Below are 15,632 nucleotides of genomic sequence, written 5' to 3'. Positions count from 1 at the left end.
CGATGGTGCCGATCAGGGTTTCCTGTGGATGTGCCCGTCCTTCATGACGAACCGGACGTCCTGGGTGCGGGTGATGTCCTGGGAGGGGTCGCCGGGGACGGCGATGATGTCGGCGAGGTAGCCCTCCCGCAGCCGGCCGAGCTCGTGGTCCAGCCCGATCAGCTCCGCGCTGGTCACGGTCGCGGCCCGCAGCGCCTGTACCGGGGTCATGCCCCGCGACACCAGCGCGACCAGCTCCTTGGCGTTGTCGCCGTGCGGAACTGCCGGGGCGTCGGTGCCGCAGGCGATCCTGACGCCGGCGGCGACGGCTCTGGGCAGCATCGCCTTGGCGCGGGGGAACACCTCGGCCGCCTTCTTCCGCAGCTCGGGTGCTGCCCGCGCGATGTCCATGGCGTCGGTCAGGTACGTCGTCGACACCAGGAAGGTGCCGTGATCGACCATCATCCGCAGGGTTTCGTCGCTGGCGAGGAAGCCGTGCTCGATGCAGTCGATGCCCGCCCGGACGCAGGCCTGCACCGCCCGGTCGCCGACGGCGTGCGCGGCGACGCGGATGTCGGCCCGGTGCGCCTCGTCGGCGATCGCCGCCAGCTCCTCGTCGGAGTACTGCTGGGCTCCCGGGCCGGTGCTGTGCGACATCACGCCGCCGGACGCAGACACCTTGATCACCTTGGCGCCGTGGCGGATCTGGTAGCGGACGCAGGCCCGCACGTCGGCCACCCCGTTCGCGATCCCCTCCGCGACGCTCAACGGCATGATCCCGGGTGCCAGGCGCTGGAACACGGTCGGGTCGAGGTGCCCGCCGTACGGCGTGACCGCGTGACCGGCCGGAATGATCCGTGGCCCTTCCACCCAGCCCTGCTCGATCGAGCGCGCCAGCGCGACGTCGAGCAGGTAGCCCCCGGTCTTGACCATCAGCCCGAGGTTGCGAACCGTGGTGAAGCCGGCGTGCAGGGTCGTGCGGGCGTTCACGGTTGCCCGCAGCGTGCGGTACGCGGGGTCGTCCTGGACGCCGTGCATCGGCAGCGGCAGGCCCGTCGGGGTCTCCGGCCCGCCGATGAGCAGGTTGAGCTCCATGTCCATCAACCCGGGCAGCAGGGTGACATCGCCCAGGTCGATCTCGACCGCATCCACGCCCGCGGGTGCATCCGGGTCCATGCCCGCGGGGAGATCGGTCGGGTTGACCGCGCTGATCCGGTCGCCTTCCACGACGATCACCGCCGGCGACCGGACCTCCCCGGCGTCGACGTCCAGCCAGCGCCGCGCGCGCAGGATGGTGGTCGGGGCCGTCGCCATCAGGGCACTGGCTCGATGAAGCAGTCGAAGGACGCCGATCCGGTGTCGGGGACCCGGGGCTGGCGCCACACCTCGACCGGGAACGACACCTCGATCGTGGAGTACAGCAGGTGCAGGAGGTTCACCGCGTCCTCGGGTAACGCGTCGAACGGGAGCTTCTCCAGGTACACCATGGCGTCGGTGACCCGAGGTTTCGCGGCGTCGTACAGCGCCTGCATCTCGTCCATGGTCGAGGCCAGCCGGGTGTGGTACCGCTCATGTTCGGTCGGCAGGCACCATTTCGCGGCGAAGGGTTCGAGGTCGGCGAACTCCGCCGGCAGCAGCGTGGTCATCGGCGGGCCCCCTCGAAGTCCGCGACCCAGTCACGGACGACCTTGTGCAGGTGTCGGCAGAGTATTTCCTGGTCATTGAGATGGAACTCGTTGACGTAGTCGTTCTCGAGCATCATCTGGGTGGCCTCGAGCGTGTTGGAGTCCTGCAGCGCGAACTCCTTGAACGTCACCGCCGCCATCTCCTGCGCGACCCGCTCCCTGATGTTCGTGGCCGGCGGGAAGTACGCGCTGCCCTCGAAGACATGGGTGTTGTACGCCGTCGGCCAGTACTGGTAGGTGATGTACCAGCCCTGGCTCCAGATCAGGATCACGAAGTTCGGGAACAGCTGGAACGAGTCCAGCCCCCACGGGTCGCACCCGGCCGGGTTGAGCCCGGGTGGCATCTCCCCCAGCTCGGCCTTCTCCCACGGGCCGAACAGCCCACTGCGAGTGATGATCTCCATCGGCTTGAGCAGGTCCGCGTCCATCTCCCAGAAACGGACGCCGGAGGTGCTCACCAACCGGTGCGGCCCGTCGAGCTGGTAGTGCGGCGCCTCGAAGCCGGCCTGCGCGGCGGCCGCCGAATACTTCTCCGGCGACTGCTTCGCGTGCAGGATCGGCGCGTGGTAGAACTCGGCGAACGCGTCCATGTACAGCTTCCAGTTCGACTGGATCGTCGTGCTGTACCCGAAGCGGGCCGTGAGCTTGTCGAAGGGATAGCCTTCCAGCGCCGTCACCATCGGGCCGAGGAACTCGCGCAGTGACTGCTCCGGCTCCGGGGCGAAGTTCACGAAGACGAACCCGGCCCATACGTCGCAGTGCACCGGCGCCAGGCCGTACCTGCTCTTGTCGACGTCGAAGAACTCCCCCTCCTGCTGGATGAACTTCAGCGCACCGTCGAGGTCGTAGCGCCAGCCGTGGTACTTGCAGGTGAACTGCCGGCAGATGCCCTGGCTGTCGAGCTTCGGGTCCTCCGTCCAGGCGAGCTTGTTACCACGGTGGCGGCAGACGTTGTGGAACGCGCGGACCTGCCCCGCCCGGTCGCGGACGACGACGATCGACGCGTTGGCGGCACGGATGTCCTTGGTGAAGTAGCTGCCGACGCGGGGCAGCTGTTCCACCCGGCCGACATGCAGCCACGCACGCTTGAAGACGGCCTTCTTCTCGCGCTGGTAGTACTCGGGTGAGGTCGAGTCCTCGTAGGACACCGGGGCCGTTCCAAGCTCCGGGTAATGCTGGGTCCAGCTGCCTTCCGGTGGTTTCGGGAAACGTGGCATGGGCCGCCTCCTTCGAAGGATCGGTGTCAGGGAACGGGCTTGGTCGCCGGTTCCAGCCCAACGCTGTTCAGCACCATGGCGAGGCACGTGTAGCTTCCGACCACGAAGATCATCTCAAGGAGCTGTCGCTCGTCGAGATACGAGGCCAGTCGCGCCCAGAGAGCGTCGTCGAGGGCATGGTCGGCAACGAGCTGATCGGTGGCGCGCAGCAGGTCACGGTCCCGCTCGTCCCACCCGGCGGCCTCGGGGCCCTCGGTGACGGCGGCGATTCGCTCCCGCGTCAGCCCTACGGAGCGGGCGAGGCCGACATGTTCCACCCACAGGTAGCGGCAACCCGTCCGGGAGGCGACCCGCAGAATCAGCAGCTCCCGGTCGCGCGGGTCGAGCGTCCCGGCGTCGAGCAGGCGGCCGTTGAAGGCGAGCCAGGGCCCACCCACCCGCGAGTGCCGGGCGAGAAGGCCGAGGATGGGTGGCATCGGTGGCGCTTCGGCGTCACCGGAGAGGTAGCGATCGGCGCGGGCGAAACTGCCACGCAGCGTCTCGCGGTCCTGTTCGGACCATTGCGCGACCGGCAGCGGGCCCAGCCGGGGCGTGGCGGAGCGGTTCAAAGCACGGACCCGCCGTTGACCCCGAGGACCTGCCCGGTGATGAAACCGGCCTCTTCGGAGGCGAGGAACACGGCTGCCGCGGCGATGTCGTCGGGAGTCCCGAGGTGACCGAGCGGGATGGTCGCGGCCATCACCTCATTGGCCGGGAGGTTCCCCTCGGCCTGCGACTGGTGCTGCATCGGCGTCTCGATGCCCGACGGCGGGATGCTGTTGACGGTGATTCCGTGCGAGGCGTACGCACGGGCCAGCGACTTGGTCAGGACGATCACACCGCCCTTGGCCGCGGCGTAGTGCGCCATGTTCGGCGAACCGCGCTGGGCGCTCGACGAGGCGATCGTGACGATGCGGCCCCAGCGCGCCGTGACCATGTCGGGGATCGCCGCCTGGCAGCTGTGGAACGTGCCGGTGAGGTTCACGTCGAGGACGTGGTTCCACTGGTCGAGCGTGATCTGCTCGAACGGGTCGAACGCGACGAGGCCCGCGCTGGTCACCAGGATCTCCGTCGGCCCCAGCGTCGAACGGATCTCGGCGAAGGCTGCGTCGAGGGCGGGCCGGTCGGTGACATCCGCGGCGAGGCCGATGGCCTGCCCGCCGGCGGCCCGCACCTGTTTGGCCACCCGGTCCGCCGTCTCGCGGTCGAGGTCGAGCACGGCGACGCGGTGACCTCGTTCGGCCAGCTGGTGGCAGGTGGCCTCGCCGATGCCCGACGCCCCGCCGGTGACCACCGCCACCCGGGACCTCCGCGGCCTGGTACCTGACATACCTGTCTGCCTCCTCACTCGTAGACCACTTCGACGGTCGGGGTGGCGGGTTCGGCCTGGCAGGTGAGCACCCAGCCCTCGGCGACCTCGTCGAGGGTCAGCGCGTCGTTGTTGCGCATCTCGGCCCGCCCCCGCACGATCTGGGCCATGCAGGTGGCGCAGCTTCCCGTCTCACACGACGAGGGGGGCCGCAGGCCCGCGGACCGCGCAGTCTGCAGCAGCGTGGAGCCCCGGTGGTAGGCGGTCGTGATCGTCCTGCCGCCGAGCCTGATGGTCACCTCGACGTCATCTGACACGTGTTCTCCATATGACTAACATCACGATGGCCGGATGTGCGAGCAGCCCACCGGTGCCGGCGGCGTAACACTGGGAGTGCAGTTGAGGGCAGCTGAGTGCAGCTGCAGCACCGCCGACCTGCGGGAGGACGTTCATGGCGCCGGCACGGCGGAGCCCCGTCGAGGACTCGATCACCCGCACAGCGCTTCTCGACGCCACCGAGAGCCTGATGCTGGAAGAGGGCTACGCCGCCGTCACCACCCGCCGGCTGGCCAGCAAGGCCGGTGTCAACAACGGGCTCGTCTACTACTACTTCGGGACGATGGACGGCCTGTACATCGAGCTGTTCCGGCGCGGCGCCGAGCGGAGCCTGGCGCGCCTGCGGCTCATCCTGCAGTCCCCGCAGCCGCTGTGGGCCCTCTGGGACCTGACCCACGACTTCTCCAGCAACGCACTCACGATGGAGTTCACCGCACTGGCCAATCACCGCAAGGCGATCCGAGCCGAGATAGCGGCCTATTCGCGTACCTTCCGCAAGCTGGAGCTCGATGCCCTCACCGAGGTGCTCAAGGACTACGGAGTGGACCGTGAGCGATGGCCGCCGGTGTCGCTGATCCTCGCCATGACCGCGATCTCCCGATTCCTGCAGATCGAGGAGGACTTCGACGTCACCGTCGGCCACGCCGAGATGGTCGCCGTGATCGAACGTGAGATCCGCGCCCTGGAGGGAGAGCGCCGCCTGGCGAGCGGCCACGCCGTCGCCGGCCACGCCGTCGCAGGTCAGGGCGCCGCAGGTCAGGCCGGCTGACCAGCCCGGCGGCAAGCTCCGCGGCGCGGACGGCGCGGACGGCGCGGACGGCGTCGGCGTCGGCGTCGGCGTCAACGGATCGGCTCGTCACCGAACACGGTCGTCCGCAGCATCTCCCGCGGCGAGCGCGGGTCGTAGGGCGCCGCCCGGTGCACCACCCCGGTGTTGTCCCAGATGACGGTGTCGCCGACGGACCACCGGTGGCGGTAGACCCGTTCGGGCGCCGTCGCCCGGTCGAGCAGGTCCTGCAGCAGCCGCCGGCCCTCGGCGAGATCCATGTCGACGACGTGGCCGGCCTGGACGCCGATGACGAGCGACCGCCGGCCGGTGCGGCGCCTCCACACCAGCGGGTGGACCGACGTCGGGCGGGCCCGCCACCGCGCGAGCTGCTCAGGGGTCGGATCGGGGGTGACCCGGCGTTGGGAGGCCTCCATGGCGTGGACGACCCGCAGGGCGGCGAACGCCTCCTTCTCCTCGTCACCGAGCGCGTCGTAGGCGGCGTAGGTGCTGGCGAACTCGGTCTCCCCGCCGGTCGCCGCCACCGCCTTGGCGCTGAGCACCGTCGCCTTCTGCGGTGGCTCTCCGTGCAGCGGGGTGCAGCCGTCCATATGCCACTCGAACGTGGCCTTCAGGTAGTCCGCCGAGGAGTTCTTCGACGCATCGAGGGTGACCCGGTAGATCCCGGGGACGGGGTGGTGCCCCGGCTCGTAGTCGATCTCGCCGAGGCGCCGGGAGAAGGCGACCTGGGATTCCGGGTCGAGGTCCAGACCGCGGAATACGAGCACTCCGTACTGCTCGAGTGCCGCCAGGACGGCTCCGGCGACCGCGTCGTCCTGACCGAGCTGTTCCGCGTCGACCCCGCTGACCTCGGCGCCGACCGTCGCGGCGAGCGGCTCGCAGATGATGGTCGGCGTCACGGTGCGGGCTCCAGGTAACGGTCGAAGTAGGCGGTCCCGGAATCGATGACCCGGGGCTGGTGCCAGACCTCGACGGGCAGCGACACCATGATGAGCGAATAGACCAGGTGGAGAAGGTTCTCCTGCGTTGCGGAAAGTTCCTGCAGGGGGAACCTGTCGAGATAGGCCATGGCGTCCCGTACCCGCCCGAACGCGGCGTCGTAGAAGGCCTCCATGTCGGCCATCGTGCTGTTGAGCCGCTCGGCGTACCGGGCCGGCTCGGTCGCGAGGCACCAGCGTCGCGCGAAGGGCTCGAGGTCGGCGAACTCCGCCGGGAGCAACGGCCCGCCCGACGGGTCGCTCATGCCCGCACCGCCTTTTCGGCACGGAGGTAGGACTGCACCCAGTTCTCGGTGACCTTGTGGAGATGCCGAACGGTGATCTCCTGGTCGGAGAGCGGGTACCTGTCGATGACCCGGGATTCCAGGCCCATCTGGGTGCCGTCGAGGGTGCCGGCATCCTGGAGTCCGGCTTCCTTGGAGATGACGGCGGTGAGCTCGTGCCGGATCCGCTCGCTGGCATTCTGGGACTGCGGAAAGTAGTACGACATCTCCCACGAATGGGTGTTGTGGGAGGTCGGCCAGTATTGGTACGTGAGGTACCAGCCCCGCTCGTAGACCAGAATCACGAAGTTCGGGAAGATCTGGAAATTCGAGATCGACCAGGGGTCGAGACCGCCGGGGTTGAGGCCCGCCGGCAGGTTCGCCGGGTCGAGCTCGGGAATGTCCGGGCGCTGCCAGGGCCCCATGAGCCCGGCCTCGATGTTGGGCTCGATCGGGTACATCTGGTCGCGCGGCAGCAGATGGCGCGGCACGCCCTTCCAGCCACCGGTGCTCACCAGCCGGTGCGGCCCGTCGGTCTGGTAATACGGGGCCTTGAAACCGGACTCGAAGCTTCGCAGGCTCGGGACCTGCTGCTGCGAGTGCAGGACGGAGGCGTGGTAGTACTCCTGGAACGCGTCCAGGTAGATCTTCCAGTTGCTGAGGAGATCAGCCTTGTACGCGTACCGCTCGGTGACGAGATGGAACGGATAGCCTTCGAGCCCACGCACCATCGGCCCGAGAAACTCGGGCAGCGTCTGGCTGGGCTCGTCCGCCAGGTTGATGAAGATGAAGCCTTCCCAGACCTCGCAGTGGACGGACACCAGCGGGAAGTCGGCCTTGTCGAAGTCGAAGAACTCCTCCTCCTGGAGGACGAACTTCAGCTGCCCGTCGAGCCCGTAGCGCCAGCCGTGGTACCGGCACATGAACTGGCGACATACACCGCTCGTCTCGTGCTTCGGGGTGTTCTCCCACACCAGCTTGTTCCCCCGGTGCCGGCAGACGTTGTGGAAGGCCCGAACCCGGCCGTCCATGTCGCGCGCGATGATCACGGCCGTCTTCGCGACGTCCAGGTTCTTGGTGAAGAAGCTTCCTTTGCGGGGCAGCTGCTCGACCCGGCCGACGTTCAGCCAGGCCCGCTTGAAGATCGCCTCGCGTTCGAGCTCGTAGAACTCCGGGGAGATCGAGTCCTCATACGACACGAGCCCGGTGCCCAGGTCCGGGTAACGCCCGGTCCAGCTGGCCTCCGCCGGCTTGCCGGCATGCGCCATGGCTAGCCCTCCGTTCGCATCCGTGGAGATCACCAGATCGGCATGTTCAACACTCGACTAACTTTCTGTTCTACAAGTGACTAACATGAGGACCCTCCGGACCGCAAGGTCCGGCGGAGCCCGCGGCAGGCGGCGTTGGCGCCCACAGCACCCCATCGGCGGAGCCTGTGGTCGGCATCGGCGGAGCCCACGGTCGGCATCGGCGGAGCCCAGGGTCGGCATCGGCGGAGCCCGCGGTTGGCATGGACGAGGGAGCAGGCATGTGGGATCGGCAGCACCTGTTCATCGGCGGCGCATGGGTCGCGCCGAGCACCGACCGGCGGATCGAGATGATCTCTCCGCACTCCGAGGAACCGATCGGTCAGGTGGCAGCGGCGAGCGTCGCCGACGTCGACCGCGCCGTCGCCGCGGCCCGGCAGGCCTTTGACGAGGGGCCCTGGCCGCGCACGGACCCGGCCGAGCGGGTCGAGGCGATCCGCCGGCTGGCCGCGCTCTACGGAAAGCGCGGTGACGAACTGGCCGCGCTCATCTGCGCCGAGCTGGGCGCACCGATCTCCTTCGCCAGGCGTGCGCAGGTCGGCCTGCCGGGCACGATGATGAACGCGTTCGCCGACATCGCGGCCGGCTACCCGTGGCAGGAGAAACGGCCGGGCGTGTACGGCCGGGACATCATCCTGCGCAGGGAGCCGGTCGGTGTCGTGGCCGCGGTGGTCCCCTGGAACATGCCCCAGTTCCTGACCGTGACAAAGGTGATCCCGGCGCTGCTCGCGGGCTGCGCGGTCATTCTGAAGCCGGCCCCCGAATCGTCGCTGGACGCACTTTTCTTCGCCGACCTCGTCGAGGAGATCGGCCTGCCCGCGGGCGTCCTGAACGTCGTTCCCGCCGACCGCGACGTGAGCGCCTACCTGGTCGGCCATCCCGGGATCGACAAGGTCTCGTTCACCGGCTCCTCGGGCGCCGGCCGGCAGGTGGCCGCGGCGTGCGCCGCCCAGCTCACCAAGGTCAGCCTGGAGCTCGGCGGCAAGTCGGCGGCCATCGCGCTGGCGGACGCCGACCCGGCCGCCGTGGCGCTGGCGGTCCGACTCTCGGGCATGGGCATGGCCGGGCAGATCTGCAACTCCCTCACCCGCGTGGTCGTGCCCGCGAACCGCATCGACGAGCACGCCGACGCGCTCGCGGCGACCCTGTCCGCCATCAGGGTCGGCGACCCGGCCGACCCCGCGACACAGATGGGCCCGCTGGTCGCCAGGCGCCAGCAGGAGCGGGTGCGTGGGTACATCGACACCGGCATACGGGAGGGCGCCCGGCTCGTCACCGGAGGCACCGAGCTGCCCGACGGTGTCGACCGTGGGTGGTACATACGCCCGACCGTCTTCAGCGATGTCGACAACGCGATGACGATCGCCCAGGAGGAGATCTTCGGCCCGGTCGTGGTTGTCATTCCCTACCACGACGAGAACGAGGCCGTCCGCATCGCCAACGACTCCGAGTACGGTCTGGCCGGATCGGTCTTCACCGCCGATGTCGAGCGGGGGCTCGCGGTGGCGGCCCAGGTCAGAACCGGCACCTTCGGCGTGAACCAGGGCTATGTGATGGACCCCGCGGCTCCGTTCGGGGGCGTGAAGGCCAGCGGCTACGGCCGCGAGCTCGGCCGGGAGGGCATCGAGAGCTACCTCGACGTCAAATCCATCTCCGTCGCGGCCCCTTGACACCGGCCCGTGACACCGGCGCCGGGACCGGGACCGGGACCGATCAATCTGACTGATCGGTTCCCGGTGCGGTAGCCGCGTCGTCCGCGTGGCTGGTCGAGGCGGAGCTGGCACGGCTCATCGCGAGCACCGCGTCGCGGCGGGGCATCGCACCGAACGGCGAACCGCCGGTCGGCTCCGCACTACCGAAGATCCAGGTCGGTCCGTCGGCGAGGTGGTCGAGCGCCTCCCGGGCGACGTCGTCGGGGTCGGCGGCGTCGCCGTACGGCTCACCCTTGGCGTCGAACACCCGGCGCATCGACGGTGTGTCGGTCTTGCCGAGCACCAGGCCCAGGACGTCGACCCCGCGGGAACGCCATTCGGCCCACAGCGCCTCGGCCAGGACGAGGTCGAACGCCTTGGTCGCACCGTAGGTGGCGAGCGTGGCGCCACCCACCCAGGCCGCTCCCGACGTCACGATCACCATGCCGCCCCGCCCGCGCGCCACCATCGGCCCGCCGAAGCGGTAGGCCGCCTCGAGCACGCTGTCGCAGTTGCGGTGGATCAGCCTCAGGTGGGTGTCGAGGTCCTTGTCGAGGAACGGGGTGCTGAAGTCGTCGCCGCCGGCGTTGTACACGAAGAGCCCGATCTCGATGTCGGACGTCACGCTCGCGAGCTCCGCCACCGCGCCCGGGGCGCTGAGATCGAGCGTGACCGCGCGGACCTCGACGCCGTGCTTCGCGCGGAGTTCTTCGGCGAACGCCTCCAGCACGGCGACCCGCCGTGCCACCAGCACGACGTTCAGGCCCCTGGCTGCCATCTCGTGGGCGAACGCGGCCCCGACTCCGTCAGATCCACCGGCCACGATCCCCCACGGCCCGTACGCACTTGTCATCGCGGTATCCATTCCTCGTCTCTCGGCGTTCCTGGTGGCTCGGTGGCGTCTTTGGGAGCGGCTCGACCGACCCCCGCCCGTCCGGGTTGACCGGGTTTCCGGCGAGCACGACGGCGATGTGCCGGCAGCCGAGGTCGGCGGCCAGGTTCGCGAACTCCACCGGTGGCAGCCCGAAGACGGTCTGATGCTCTATCCCCGGTCGTTCCATGTCAGCTGGACCGGATCGCGGTGACGAAGCGCCGCGCCACCTCGACGAGTTCCTTTCCGGGCGCATCGCCCAGGACGTCCGCCATCAAGGTGACGTCCTTGGTGAGCGGCAGGTTGGCGGGAGAATCCGCGAGAGCCGCGATGGAGCCCGCGCGCAGCAACATTGCGGATGCCACGCACGCCGAGCTGCTCGTCGTCAGGATCGCCGCGAGGCCAGCGGGATCGACGCCGAGCGACCGCCCTGCCTTCATCGCTTCGTCCGCGAGAGCGACCTGCGCGGAGAACAGGGTGTTGTTGATGAGCTTCGCGTACGAACCCGTCCCGATCCCGCCGAGGTGCACGACATGGTTGGACAGCGCCGACATCAGGTCGGCGACATCAGCGAGGGCCTCGGCGTCGCCGCCGACCATGATCGTCAGTTCGCCGGTCAGCGCCCGTGGGCTGCCGCCACTCACCGGCGCGTCGAGAACGCGGAGGCGGTGTGTCGCCGCCTGTTGGGCGATCTTCTGTATGTGCGCAGGCGCCACCGTGCTGTGCACGAGCACCACCGCGCCGGGTTCGAGGGTTTCGGCCAGGCCGTTCGGGCCGAACATGACCTCCTCCACACCCGCCGCGTCGAAGACACAGATGCCAACGGTCTCGACCGCCGCCCCCAGCTCCGCCGGGGTCCCCGCGACCTTCGCGCCGGTGCCCGCGAACGGTTCCAGAGAAGCCGGCCGCCGAGCGTAGACGGTGAGCTCGTGGCCTTCGGCCTGGATCCGCTGTGCCATCGGCAGCCCCATGCTGCCGAGACCGATGAATCCAACCCTCACTGTGCCCTCCTCGCAAATGTCGACTCCGGCGCATCCGGCGGGCACAGCACCTTCTTCTCTACCGCCTCCGAGGCCAGGACCGTTCCGATGATCCCGAGGTCCGCACCCGCGCCTCGGGCCACCTCGCGCACCACCGTGACGTCCTTGAGCATGAGGTCGCCGATGCGGCCCGCGACGGCGTCGACCGAACCGCCTCCGGCGACGACGCCGAGCCCGCGGCTGGCGCCACTGCCGTGTTGCAGGGCGGCCAGGATCGCCTTCTCCTCGATCCCGAGCGAGCCCGCGAGGCGCACCGCGTCGATCGCGAGACCCACCTGCGCCACGAACAGCGCGTTGTTCACCAGCTTCACCCGCTGGCCGTTACCGACCGGCCCGACGGACAGGATGGGCGACGCGTACGTACCGAGCGCCGGGCGCATCCGCTCCAGCAGCGCCTCGTCACCGCCCACCCACAACGTCAGCCGGCCGGCGGCGATGTCGTGCGGGCCGCCCGAGAGCGCGGCGTCGAGCACCCCGATCCCCCGGCCTGATCCCGCCGCTGCGAGCTGGTGCGCGGTCTCCGGGTCGGACGTCGTGTGCTGGACAAGCGTCGCACCGGGTCTCATGCCCGCGATGGCTCCGTCCGGGCCGAGGCACACCGAGCGGACCTGTTCGTCGGTCAACACGACGACGAACACCGCATCGGCGTCGCGGACCGTCGTAGCCACGGTGTCGGCCCAGGTGAGCCCGTCGGCCTCAGCCGCCGCCCGGGCCTGCGGGCGACGTGCCAGGACCGTGACGGAGTGGCCCGCGGCCATCAGCCGGTCGACCATCGGCCGACCCATGCGGCCCGCGCCGATAAACCCGATCTTCATTGATCCTCGATCCTCCAGACAGCGTGCTGGCCACCGTGCCGACGCGGTCAGGTCGACCCGCGGTCGGCGCCACGAACGGACGACTGCTCCGACGGGGGCTGCCGCGGCGGTGCCAGCATCTCGCGGTGTTCGGCCGTGCCGTCGAGGTTGGCGTTGACCCGTTCGGTGATGCGCCAGCCCTGCGCGGTGCGCGCCCACCGCCAGGTGTTCGCGGAGACCCGGGCCACCCAGAACCGGTCGGCGCCGGCGTCCCAGCGGATGTTGAGCGCGTAGCTGCGGCCGGTCGCCTCATCGCCGTCGACCACGACATGCGGCACCGTCAGAACGTGGCCGCAGCCGCTGCGGATCAGGCTTTGGTGGCCGCCGTTGACCATGTCGACGATGTCGCCCCGACCCCGCATCCGCAGGTGGGGAACGGCGTCGAAGGTGCCGTCCTCGGTCCACAGCGCCGCGGTGGCCTCGGCCGAGCCGCTGTCGACGGCGGGCCCGTACTGGGCGACGAGCTGCATGATCTCGACCTGGTCCTCCAGGGCGCGGACCCTGGCCGCCAGTTTCTCGACCACGGCACGAAGATCGTCCATCTCACTCATACGCGACAGCCCCTCCAGGGACGGCGATGTGACGCGGTTCAGGCGACGCGGTTCAGGCGACGCGGTTCAGGGGACGACCACGATGCGAACCGGCCCGTTGGCGTCGCGTGACGCGTCGAGCGCCGCCGCGACCTCGTCGAGCCCGACCGTTCGGCCCAGCATCGGGGTGACGTCGAGACTGCCCGAGCAGACCGCCTCGAACGCCTCGTCCCAGTGCTGCAGCGACGGGCCGCCACCGAACTGGATGTTCAGGCCCTTCCGCTTGGCGGTCAGGGTGTGCAGGTGGTCGCCCTCCGGCGGGCCGCCCAAGGAGAAGATCCGGGTGCCGCGCTCACACCCCTTGATGATCGAGTCGAGGACGCCGGGGACACCGACGCATTCGAAGACCACGCAGCCCGGCAGGCTGGCCGTCGCCATCATCTCCCGCATCGACTCGGTTGAGCCGTAGGCAACCTCCCGCCACGCCTGGTACGGCGAGATCTCGGCGGGGTCGATGACCACGTCGGCGCCCATGGCCAGCGCGGTCGCGCGCCGCGAGGCGACGAAGTCGACCGCGATGATCGGGCCCACGCCGAGGCGCCTGAGCTGGGCGATGGCCGACAGGGCGATCGCCCCGCAGCCGATGACCAGCGGCACCTCCTTCGTCGTCAGCTGGGCCCGGGAGGCGGCCGACCAGCCGACCGAGATCGCGTCGGCGACACACACGATCTCGCTCGGGAGCTCCGAGACCGCGACGCGGGTGAGGGACTCGTCCAGCAGGAAGTACTCGCCGAACCCACCGGGCGACTCGGGGTTCTGGCCGATGATCCTCCGGCCGGTGGCGGTGGACAGGACCGGCAGGGAGCTCACCCGCGTGCCGACGGGGATGCGGCGCTCGGTACCGGGGCCGTGGTCGACGACCTCCGCGCAGTACTCGTGGCCCATCACGATGTCCACGTCCCGGTCGTAGGTCGACATCCCGCTGTCGTCGTCGGCGCCGGCCTCCAGGTGATCCATGAAGTGGAGGTCCGACGCGCAGATCCCGCAGGCGAGCGACCGGACGAGCAGCTGCCCCGGCCCCGGGACCGGATCGTCGATGACGCGTGCCTGCACCGTTCCGCCCCGCAGCACCGCAGCACGCATCGGCCTCTCCCTCTCGTTCGCGACCGGGACCTGTCCCGTCACGGGACTGTAGCCACGGTTTTGGAGTTACAGAAGAGGGCGTCCTAAAAAATTATAGAAGATCTTGTCCTGTAAATCGGCGCCGGCGACGCTGGTCGGACGCACCACCCCTTACGATCGTTGCCATGACAGAGCCCGCCCGCCGCCGCCCGGGTCGCCCCCGCGACACGAGCATCGATGAGCGGGCGCTGGCCGCGACCCGCGAGCTGCTCGTGCAGCGCGGCTTCGACGCGACGACCATCCAGGCGGTCGCCGGGCACTCCGGGGTACACGCCTCCGCCATCTACCGCCGCTGGGGGTCGCGGATCGAGCTGATCGAGGAGGCCACGTTTCCCGGCCTCAGCCCGCTGAGCGTCCGGCCGACCGGAGACCTCCGGCGCGACCTGCGCCGCTTCATCCGTGCCTACGTGGCGGCCTTCGACGCACCGGCAGCACGCGCGGCCGCCGCCGGCCTGCTCGCCCACCATCAGACCGGCGGCCGGCAACGCCCGCCAGAGCTCTACCTGCGGGTGTCGGCGCGGCCGCAGTTCCAGGACATCCTGTGCGCCGCCCCGGCGGGGAGCGTCGACCCCGCCGTGGACCCGGACGACGTCTTCGACCTGCTCCTCGGCGCCGTCCTGACCCGCACGCTGCTGTTCAACACCACCGCCCGGCGCCGTCCCGTCGAGCGCACCGTCGAGATGATCCTGCGCGTACTGCAACCTCAGGCCGCCCACGGCACCGTCGAACGCGGCAGCGGTCAGCCGGTGGACGAGCCCGCCCCCTAGAGCATCTCCGGCCAGGGCGGCTCCCGAGACCGAGGCGTTCGGCCTGGCCCGAAGGTCCGACGCCCCGCCACGGCTTCGTGGCTCGTCCGAACGGAGACCCGTATGAGTGACCGAGACGCGATCGCCGACGTGCTCCTGCGCTACTCGACCGGTATCGATCGCCGCGACTGGGATCTGTTCCGCTCATGCTTCACCGACGACTGCGACCTGGACTACGGCGAGATCGGCTCGTGGCGAGACGCCGCGGCGTTCACCGAGGTCTTCACCGCCCTGCACGCCCCCCTCGGTCACACCATGCACAGTCTCAGCAACATCGACATCCGTCTCGACGGTGACCGCGCCCAGGCACGCACCTACGTCAACGCACTGATCATGTTGTCGGACGGGCGCGGCGGTGTCACCGCACACGGCTTCTACGACGACGACCTCGTCCGGACCGCGGGCGGCTGGCGGATCGCCCGGCGACACTTCACCTCGGTCCACACCGGCGCCATCGGGGCACCCGAGGACCCGGCCGGCGGAGCTTCCTGACCCTCACCCGTGGTTACCGGTCGTGGTCGCCGGGCGCCGGGCGCCGGCGCCTCCAAAGGCGTCGGCTCGGCGTTCACCGCGGATCCGCGGACCATCGGCGCGACGTTCCTGGTCGTGGGCTCACAGGGGCTCGTAGCCACGGCAGTGGTTGACACTGCGGGAAGCTGACGGCAGGCTGACAGCCAGAAATAAGCGGTCGCTTAGTCAGCCGCCGTGCCGGACGGCGACGGCATCCCACCGACCAGT

19 protein-coding genes are annotated in these 15,632 nt (G+C 69.8%); 4 read left to right on the top strand and 15 right to left on the bottom strand.

Annotated features, from left to right (window positions below; genetic code table 11):
• Positions 1-12: 12 nt before the first annotated feature.
• The 6 genes from FREUN1FDRAFT_RS04110 to FREUN1FDRAFT_RS04085 are packed head-to-tail and all read right to left on the bottom strand — an operon-like array spanning position 13 to position 4,546.
• The gene (locus FREUN1FDRAFT_RS04110) at positions 13-1,293 is read right to left on the bottom strand and encodes an amidohydrolase family protein (RefSeq protein WP_006538682.1); all 1,281 of its coding nucleotides are present in this window, start codon (positions 1,291-1,293) and stop codon (positions 13-15) included.
• Positions 1,293-1,625 (bottom strand): hypothetical protein, encoded by a 333-nt coding sequence (locus FREUN1FDRAFT_RS04105; protein ID WP_006538681.1) that lies wholly within the window; start codon positions 1,623-1,625, stop codon positions 1,293-1,295. Before FREUN1FDRAFT_RS04105 ends, FREUN1FDRAFT_RS04110 begins: the two co-directional genes overlap by 1 nt.
• Entirely contained in the window at positions 1,622-2,881 is a 1,260-nt protein-coding gene (locus FREUN1FDRAFT_RS04100) for an aromatic ring-hydroxylating dioxygenase subunit alpha (RefSeq protein WP_006538680.1), read from the bottom strand. The genes FREUN1FDRAFT_RS04105 and FREUN1FDRAFT_RS04100 overlap by 4 nt, the downstream gene beginning before the upstream one ends.
• A gap of 26 nt (positions 2,882-2,907) precedes the next feature.
• The gene (locus tag FREUN1FDRAFT_RS04095) at positions 2,908-3,489 is read right to left on the bottom strand and encodes a carboxymuconolactone decarboxylase family protein (protein WP_006538679.1); all 582 of its coding nucleotides are present in this window, start codon (positions 3,487-3,489) and stop codon (positions 2,908-2,910) included.
• A complete protein-coding gene (locus tag FREUN1FDRAFT_RS04090) occupies positions 3,486-4,250 on the bottom strand; it encodes an SDR family NAD(P)-dependent oxidoreductase (protein ID WP_006538678.1) in 765 nt (254 codons plus the stop codon). Before FREUN1FDRAFT_RS04090 ends, FREUN1FDRAFT_RS04095 begins: the two co-directional genes overlap by 4 nt.
• Before the next feature lie 14 nt (positions 4,251-4,264).
• Positions 4,265-4,546 carry a 2Fe-2S iron-sulfur cluster binding domain-containing protein gene (locus FREUN1FDRAFT_RS04085; protein ID WP_006538677.1) on the bottom strand — a complete coding sequence of 94 codons (282 nt, stop codon included), beginning with the start codon at positions 4,544-4,546 and terminating at the stop codon, positions 4,265-4,267.
• 134 nt (positions 4,547-4,680) lie between these two features.
• Between FREUN1FDRAFT_RS04085 and FREUN1FDRAFT_RS04080 the strand changes: the two genes are divergently transcribed.
• Positions 4,681-5,334, top strand: a complete 654-nt coding sequence (locus FREUN1FDRAFT_RS04080) for a TetR/AcrR family transcriptional regulator (RefSeq protein WP_006538676.1) — start codon at positions 4,681-4,683, stop codon at positions 5,332-5,334.
• Positions 5,335-5,405: 71 nt separating this feature from the next.
• On the opposite strand, the gene FREUN1FDRAFT_RS04075 is transcribed toward FREUN1FDRAFT_RS04080, so the two are convergent.
• From FREUN1FDRAFT_RS04075 to FREUN1FDRAFT_RS04065, 3 genes are read right to left on the bottom strand one after another with little or no spacing between them, the layout of a single operon-like run.
• Complete coding sequence (locus tag FREUN1FDRAFT_RS04075) at positions 5,406-6,251, bottom strand: TauD/TfdA family dioxygenase (RefSeq protein ID WP_006538675.1); 846 nt, start codon at positions 6,249-6,251, stop codon at positions 5,406-5,408.
• Positions 6,248-6,595, bottom strand: a complete 348-nt coding sequence (locus FREUN1FDRAFT_RS04070; protein ID WP_006538674.1) for a hypothetical protein — start codon at positions 6,593-6,595, stop codon at positions 6,248-6,250. The genes FREUN1FDRAFT_RS04075 and FREUN1FDRAFT_RS04070 overlap by 4 nt, the downstream gene beginning before the upstream one ends.
• Positions 6,592-7,881: an aromatic ring-hydroxylating dioxygenase subunit alpha gene (locus tag FREUN1FDRAFT_RS04065; RefSeq protein WP_006538673.1), complete on the bottom strand. Its 1,290-nt coding sequence runs from the start codon at positions 7,879-7,881 to the stop codon at positions 6,592-6,594. Before FREUN1FDRAFT_RS04065 ends, FREUN1FDRAFT_RS04070 begins: the two co-directional genes overlap by 4 nt.
• A gap of 260 nt (positions 7,882-8,141) precedes the next feature.
• On the opposite strand from FREUN1FDRAFT_RS04065, the gene FREUN1FDRAFT_RS04060 reads away from it, so the two are divergent.
• Complete coding sequence (locus FREUN1FDRAFT_RS04060) at positions 8,142-9,590, top strand: aldehyde dehydrogenase (protein ID WP_006538672.1); 1,449 nt, start codon at positions 8,142-8,144, stop codon at positions 9,588-9,590.
• Positions 9,591-9,633: 43 nt separating this feature from the next.
• On the opposite strand, the gene FREUN1FDRAFT_RS04055 is transcribed toward FREUN1FDRAFT_RS04060, so the two are convergent.
• The 6 genes from FREUN1FDRAFT_RS04055 to FREUN1FDRAFT_RS04035 all read right to left on the bottom strand — a co-directional run bounded on the left by FREUN1FDRAFT_RS04055 (position 9,634) and on the right by FREUN1FDRAFT_RS04035 (position 14,049).
• The gene (locus tag FREUN1FDRAFT_RS04055; RefSeq protein WP_157474293.1) at positions 9,634-10,464 is read right to left on the bottom strand and encodes an SDR family oxidoreductase; all 831 of its coding nucleotides are present in this window, start codon (positions 10,462-10,464) and stop codon (positions 9,634-9,636) included.
• The gene (locus FREUN1FDRAFT_RS45830; RefSeq protein ID WP_006538670.1) at positions 10,418-10,672 is read right to left on the bottom strand and encodes a hypothetical protein; all 255 of its coding nucleotides are present in this window, start codon (positions 10,670-10,672) and stop codon (positions 10,418-10,420) included. The genes FREUN1FDRAFT_RS04055 and FREUN1FDRAFT_RS45830 overlap by 47 nt, the downstream gene beginning before the upstream one ends.
• Before the next feature lies 1 nt (position 10,673).
• On the bottom strand, positions 10,674-11,483 hold the full coding sequence (locus tag FREUN1FDRAFT_RS04050) for an NAD(P)-dependent oxidoreductase (protein ID WP_006538669.1): 810 nt from the start codon (positions 11,481-11,483) through the stop codon (positions 10,674-10,676).
• Positions 11,480-12,388 (bottom strand): NAD(P)-dependent oxidoreductase, encoded by a 909-nt coding sequence (locus FREUN1FDRAFT_RS04045; RefSeq protein WP_369809769.1) that lies wholly within the window; start codon positions 12,386-12,388, stop codon positions 11,480-11,482. Before FREUN1FDRAFT_RS04045 ends, FREUN1FDRAFT_RS04050 begins: the two co-directional genes overlap by 4 nt.
• Positions 12,385-12,927 (bottom strand): nuclear transport factor 2 family protein, encoded by a 543-nt coding sequence (locus FREUN1FDRAFT_RS04040; RefSeq protein WP_006538667.1) that lies wholly within the window; start codon positions 12,925-12,927, stop codon positions 12,385-12,387. The genes FREUN1FDRAFT_RS04045 and FREUN1FDRAFT_RS04040 overlap by 4 nt, the downstream gene beginning before the upstream one ends.
• Before the next feature lie 66 nt (positions 12,928-12,993).
• On the bottom strand, positions 12,994-14,049 hold the full coding sequence (locus FREUN1FDRAFT_RS04035; RefSeq protein WP_006538666.1) for a zinc-binding dehydrogenase: 1,056 nt from the start codon (positions 14,047-14,049) through the stop codon (positions 12,994-12,996).
• Between the two features lie 164 nt (positions 14,050-14,213).
• Between FREUN1FDRAFT_RS04035 and FREUN1FDRAFT_RS04030 the strand changes: the two genes are divergently transcribed.
• Both FREUN1FDRAFT_RS04030 and FREUN1FDRAFT_RS04025 read left to right on the top strand, forming a co-directional pair.
• Entirely contained in the window at positions 14,214-14,855 is a 642-nt protein-coding gene (locus FREUN1FDRAFT_RS04030; RefSeq protein WP_006538665.1) for a TetR/AcrR family transcriptional regulator, read from the top strand.
• 102 nt (positions 14,856-14,957) lie between these two features.
• Positions 14,958-15,386, top strand: coding sequence for a nuclear transport factor 2 family protein (locus FREUN1FDRAFT_RS04025; RefSeq protein ID WP_006538664.1), 429 nt, complete (start codon positions 14,958-14,960; stop codon positions 15,384-15,386).
• The last annotated feature ends 246 nt before the right edge of the window (positions 15,387-15,632 follow it).

This window comes from Parafrankia sp. EUN1f, assembly GCF_000177675.1.
Classification (GTDB): Bacteria; Actinomycetota; Actinomycetes; order Frankiales; family Frankiaceae; genus Parafrankia.
Note: the sequence above shows the minus strand (reverse complement) of the source record. Positions and strands in the feature narration are given on the sequence as shown.

What these genes read in the sequence shown, in the direction of transcription:
- FREUN1FDRAFT_RS04110 (WP_006538682.1), bottom strand. Translation starts at nt 1,293, where the DNA reads ATGGCGACGGCCCCGACCACCATCCTGCGCGCGCGGCGCTGGCTGGAC.
- FREUN1FDRAFT_RS04105 (WP_006538681.1), bottom strand. Translation starts at nt 1,625, where the DNA reads ATGACCACGCTGCTGCCGGCGGAGTTCGCCGACCTCGAACCCTTCGCC.
- FREUN1FDRAFT_RS04100 (WP_006538680.1), bottom strand. Translation starts at nt 2,881, where the DNA reads ATGCCACGTTTCCCGAAACCACCGGAAGGCAGCTGGACCCAGCATTAC.
- FREUN1FDRAFT_RS04090 (WP_006538678.1), bottom strand. Translation starts at nt 4,250, where the DNA reads ATGTCAGGTACCAGGCCGCGGAGGTCCCGGGTGGCGGTGGTCACCGGC.
- FREUN1FDRAFT_RS04080 (WP_006538676.1), top strand. Translation starts at nt 4,681, where the DNA reads ATGGCGCCGGCACGGCGGAGCCCCGTCGAGGACTCGATCACCCGCACA.
- FREUN1FDRAFT_RS04070 (WP_006538674.1), bottom strand. Translation starts at nt 6,595, where the DNA reads ATGAGCGACCCGTCGGGCGGGCCGTTGCTCCCGGCGGAGTTCGCCGAC.
- FREUN1FDRAFT_RS04065 (WP_006538673.1), bottom strand. Translation starts at nt 7,881, where the DNA reads ATGGCGCATGCCGGCAAGCCGGCGGAGGCCAGCTGGACCGGGCGTTAC.
- FREUN1FDRAFT_RS04060 (WP_006538672.1), top strand. Translation starts at nt 8,142, where the DNA reads ATGTGGGATCGGCAGCACCTGTTCATCGGCGGCGCATGGGTCGCGCCG.
- FREUN1FDRAFT_RS04055 (WP_157474293.1), bottom strand. Translation starts at nt 10,464, where the DNA reads ATGACAAGTGCGTACGGGCCGTGGGGGATCGTGGCCGGTGGATCTGAC.
- FREUN1FDRAFT_RS45830 (WP_006538670.1), bottom strand. Translation starts at nt 10,672, where the DNA reads ATGGAACGACCGGGGATAGAGCATCAGACCGTCTTCGGGCTGCCACCG.
- FREUN1FDRAFT_RS04040 (WP_006538667.1), bottom strand. Translation starts at nt 12,927, where the DNA reads ATGAGTGAGATGGACGATCTTCGTGCCGTGGTCGAGAAACTGGCGGCC.
- FREUN1FDRAFT_RS04035 (WP_006538666.1), bottom strand. Translation starts at nt 14,049, where the DNA reads ATGCGTGCTGCGGTGCTGCGGGGCGGAACGGTGCAGGCACGCGTCATC.
- FREUN1FDRAFT_RS04030 (WP_006538665.1), top strand. Translation starts at nt 14,214, where the DNA reads ATGACAGAGCCCGCCCGCCGCCGCCCGGGTCGCCCCCGCGACACGAGC.
- FREUN1FDRAFT_RS04025 (WP_006538664.1), top strand. Translation starts at nt 14,958, where the DNA reads ATGAGTGACCGAGACGCGATCGCCGACGTGCTCCTGCGCTACTCGACC.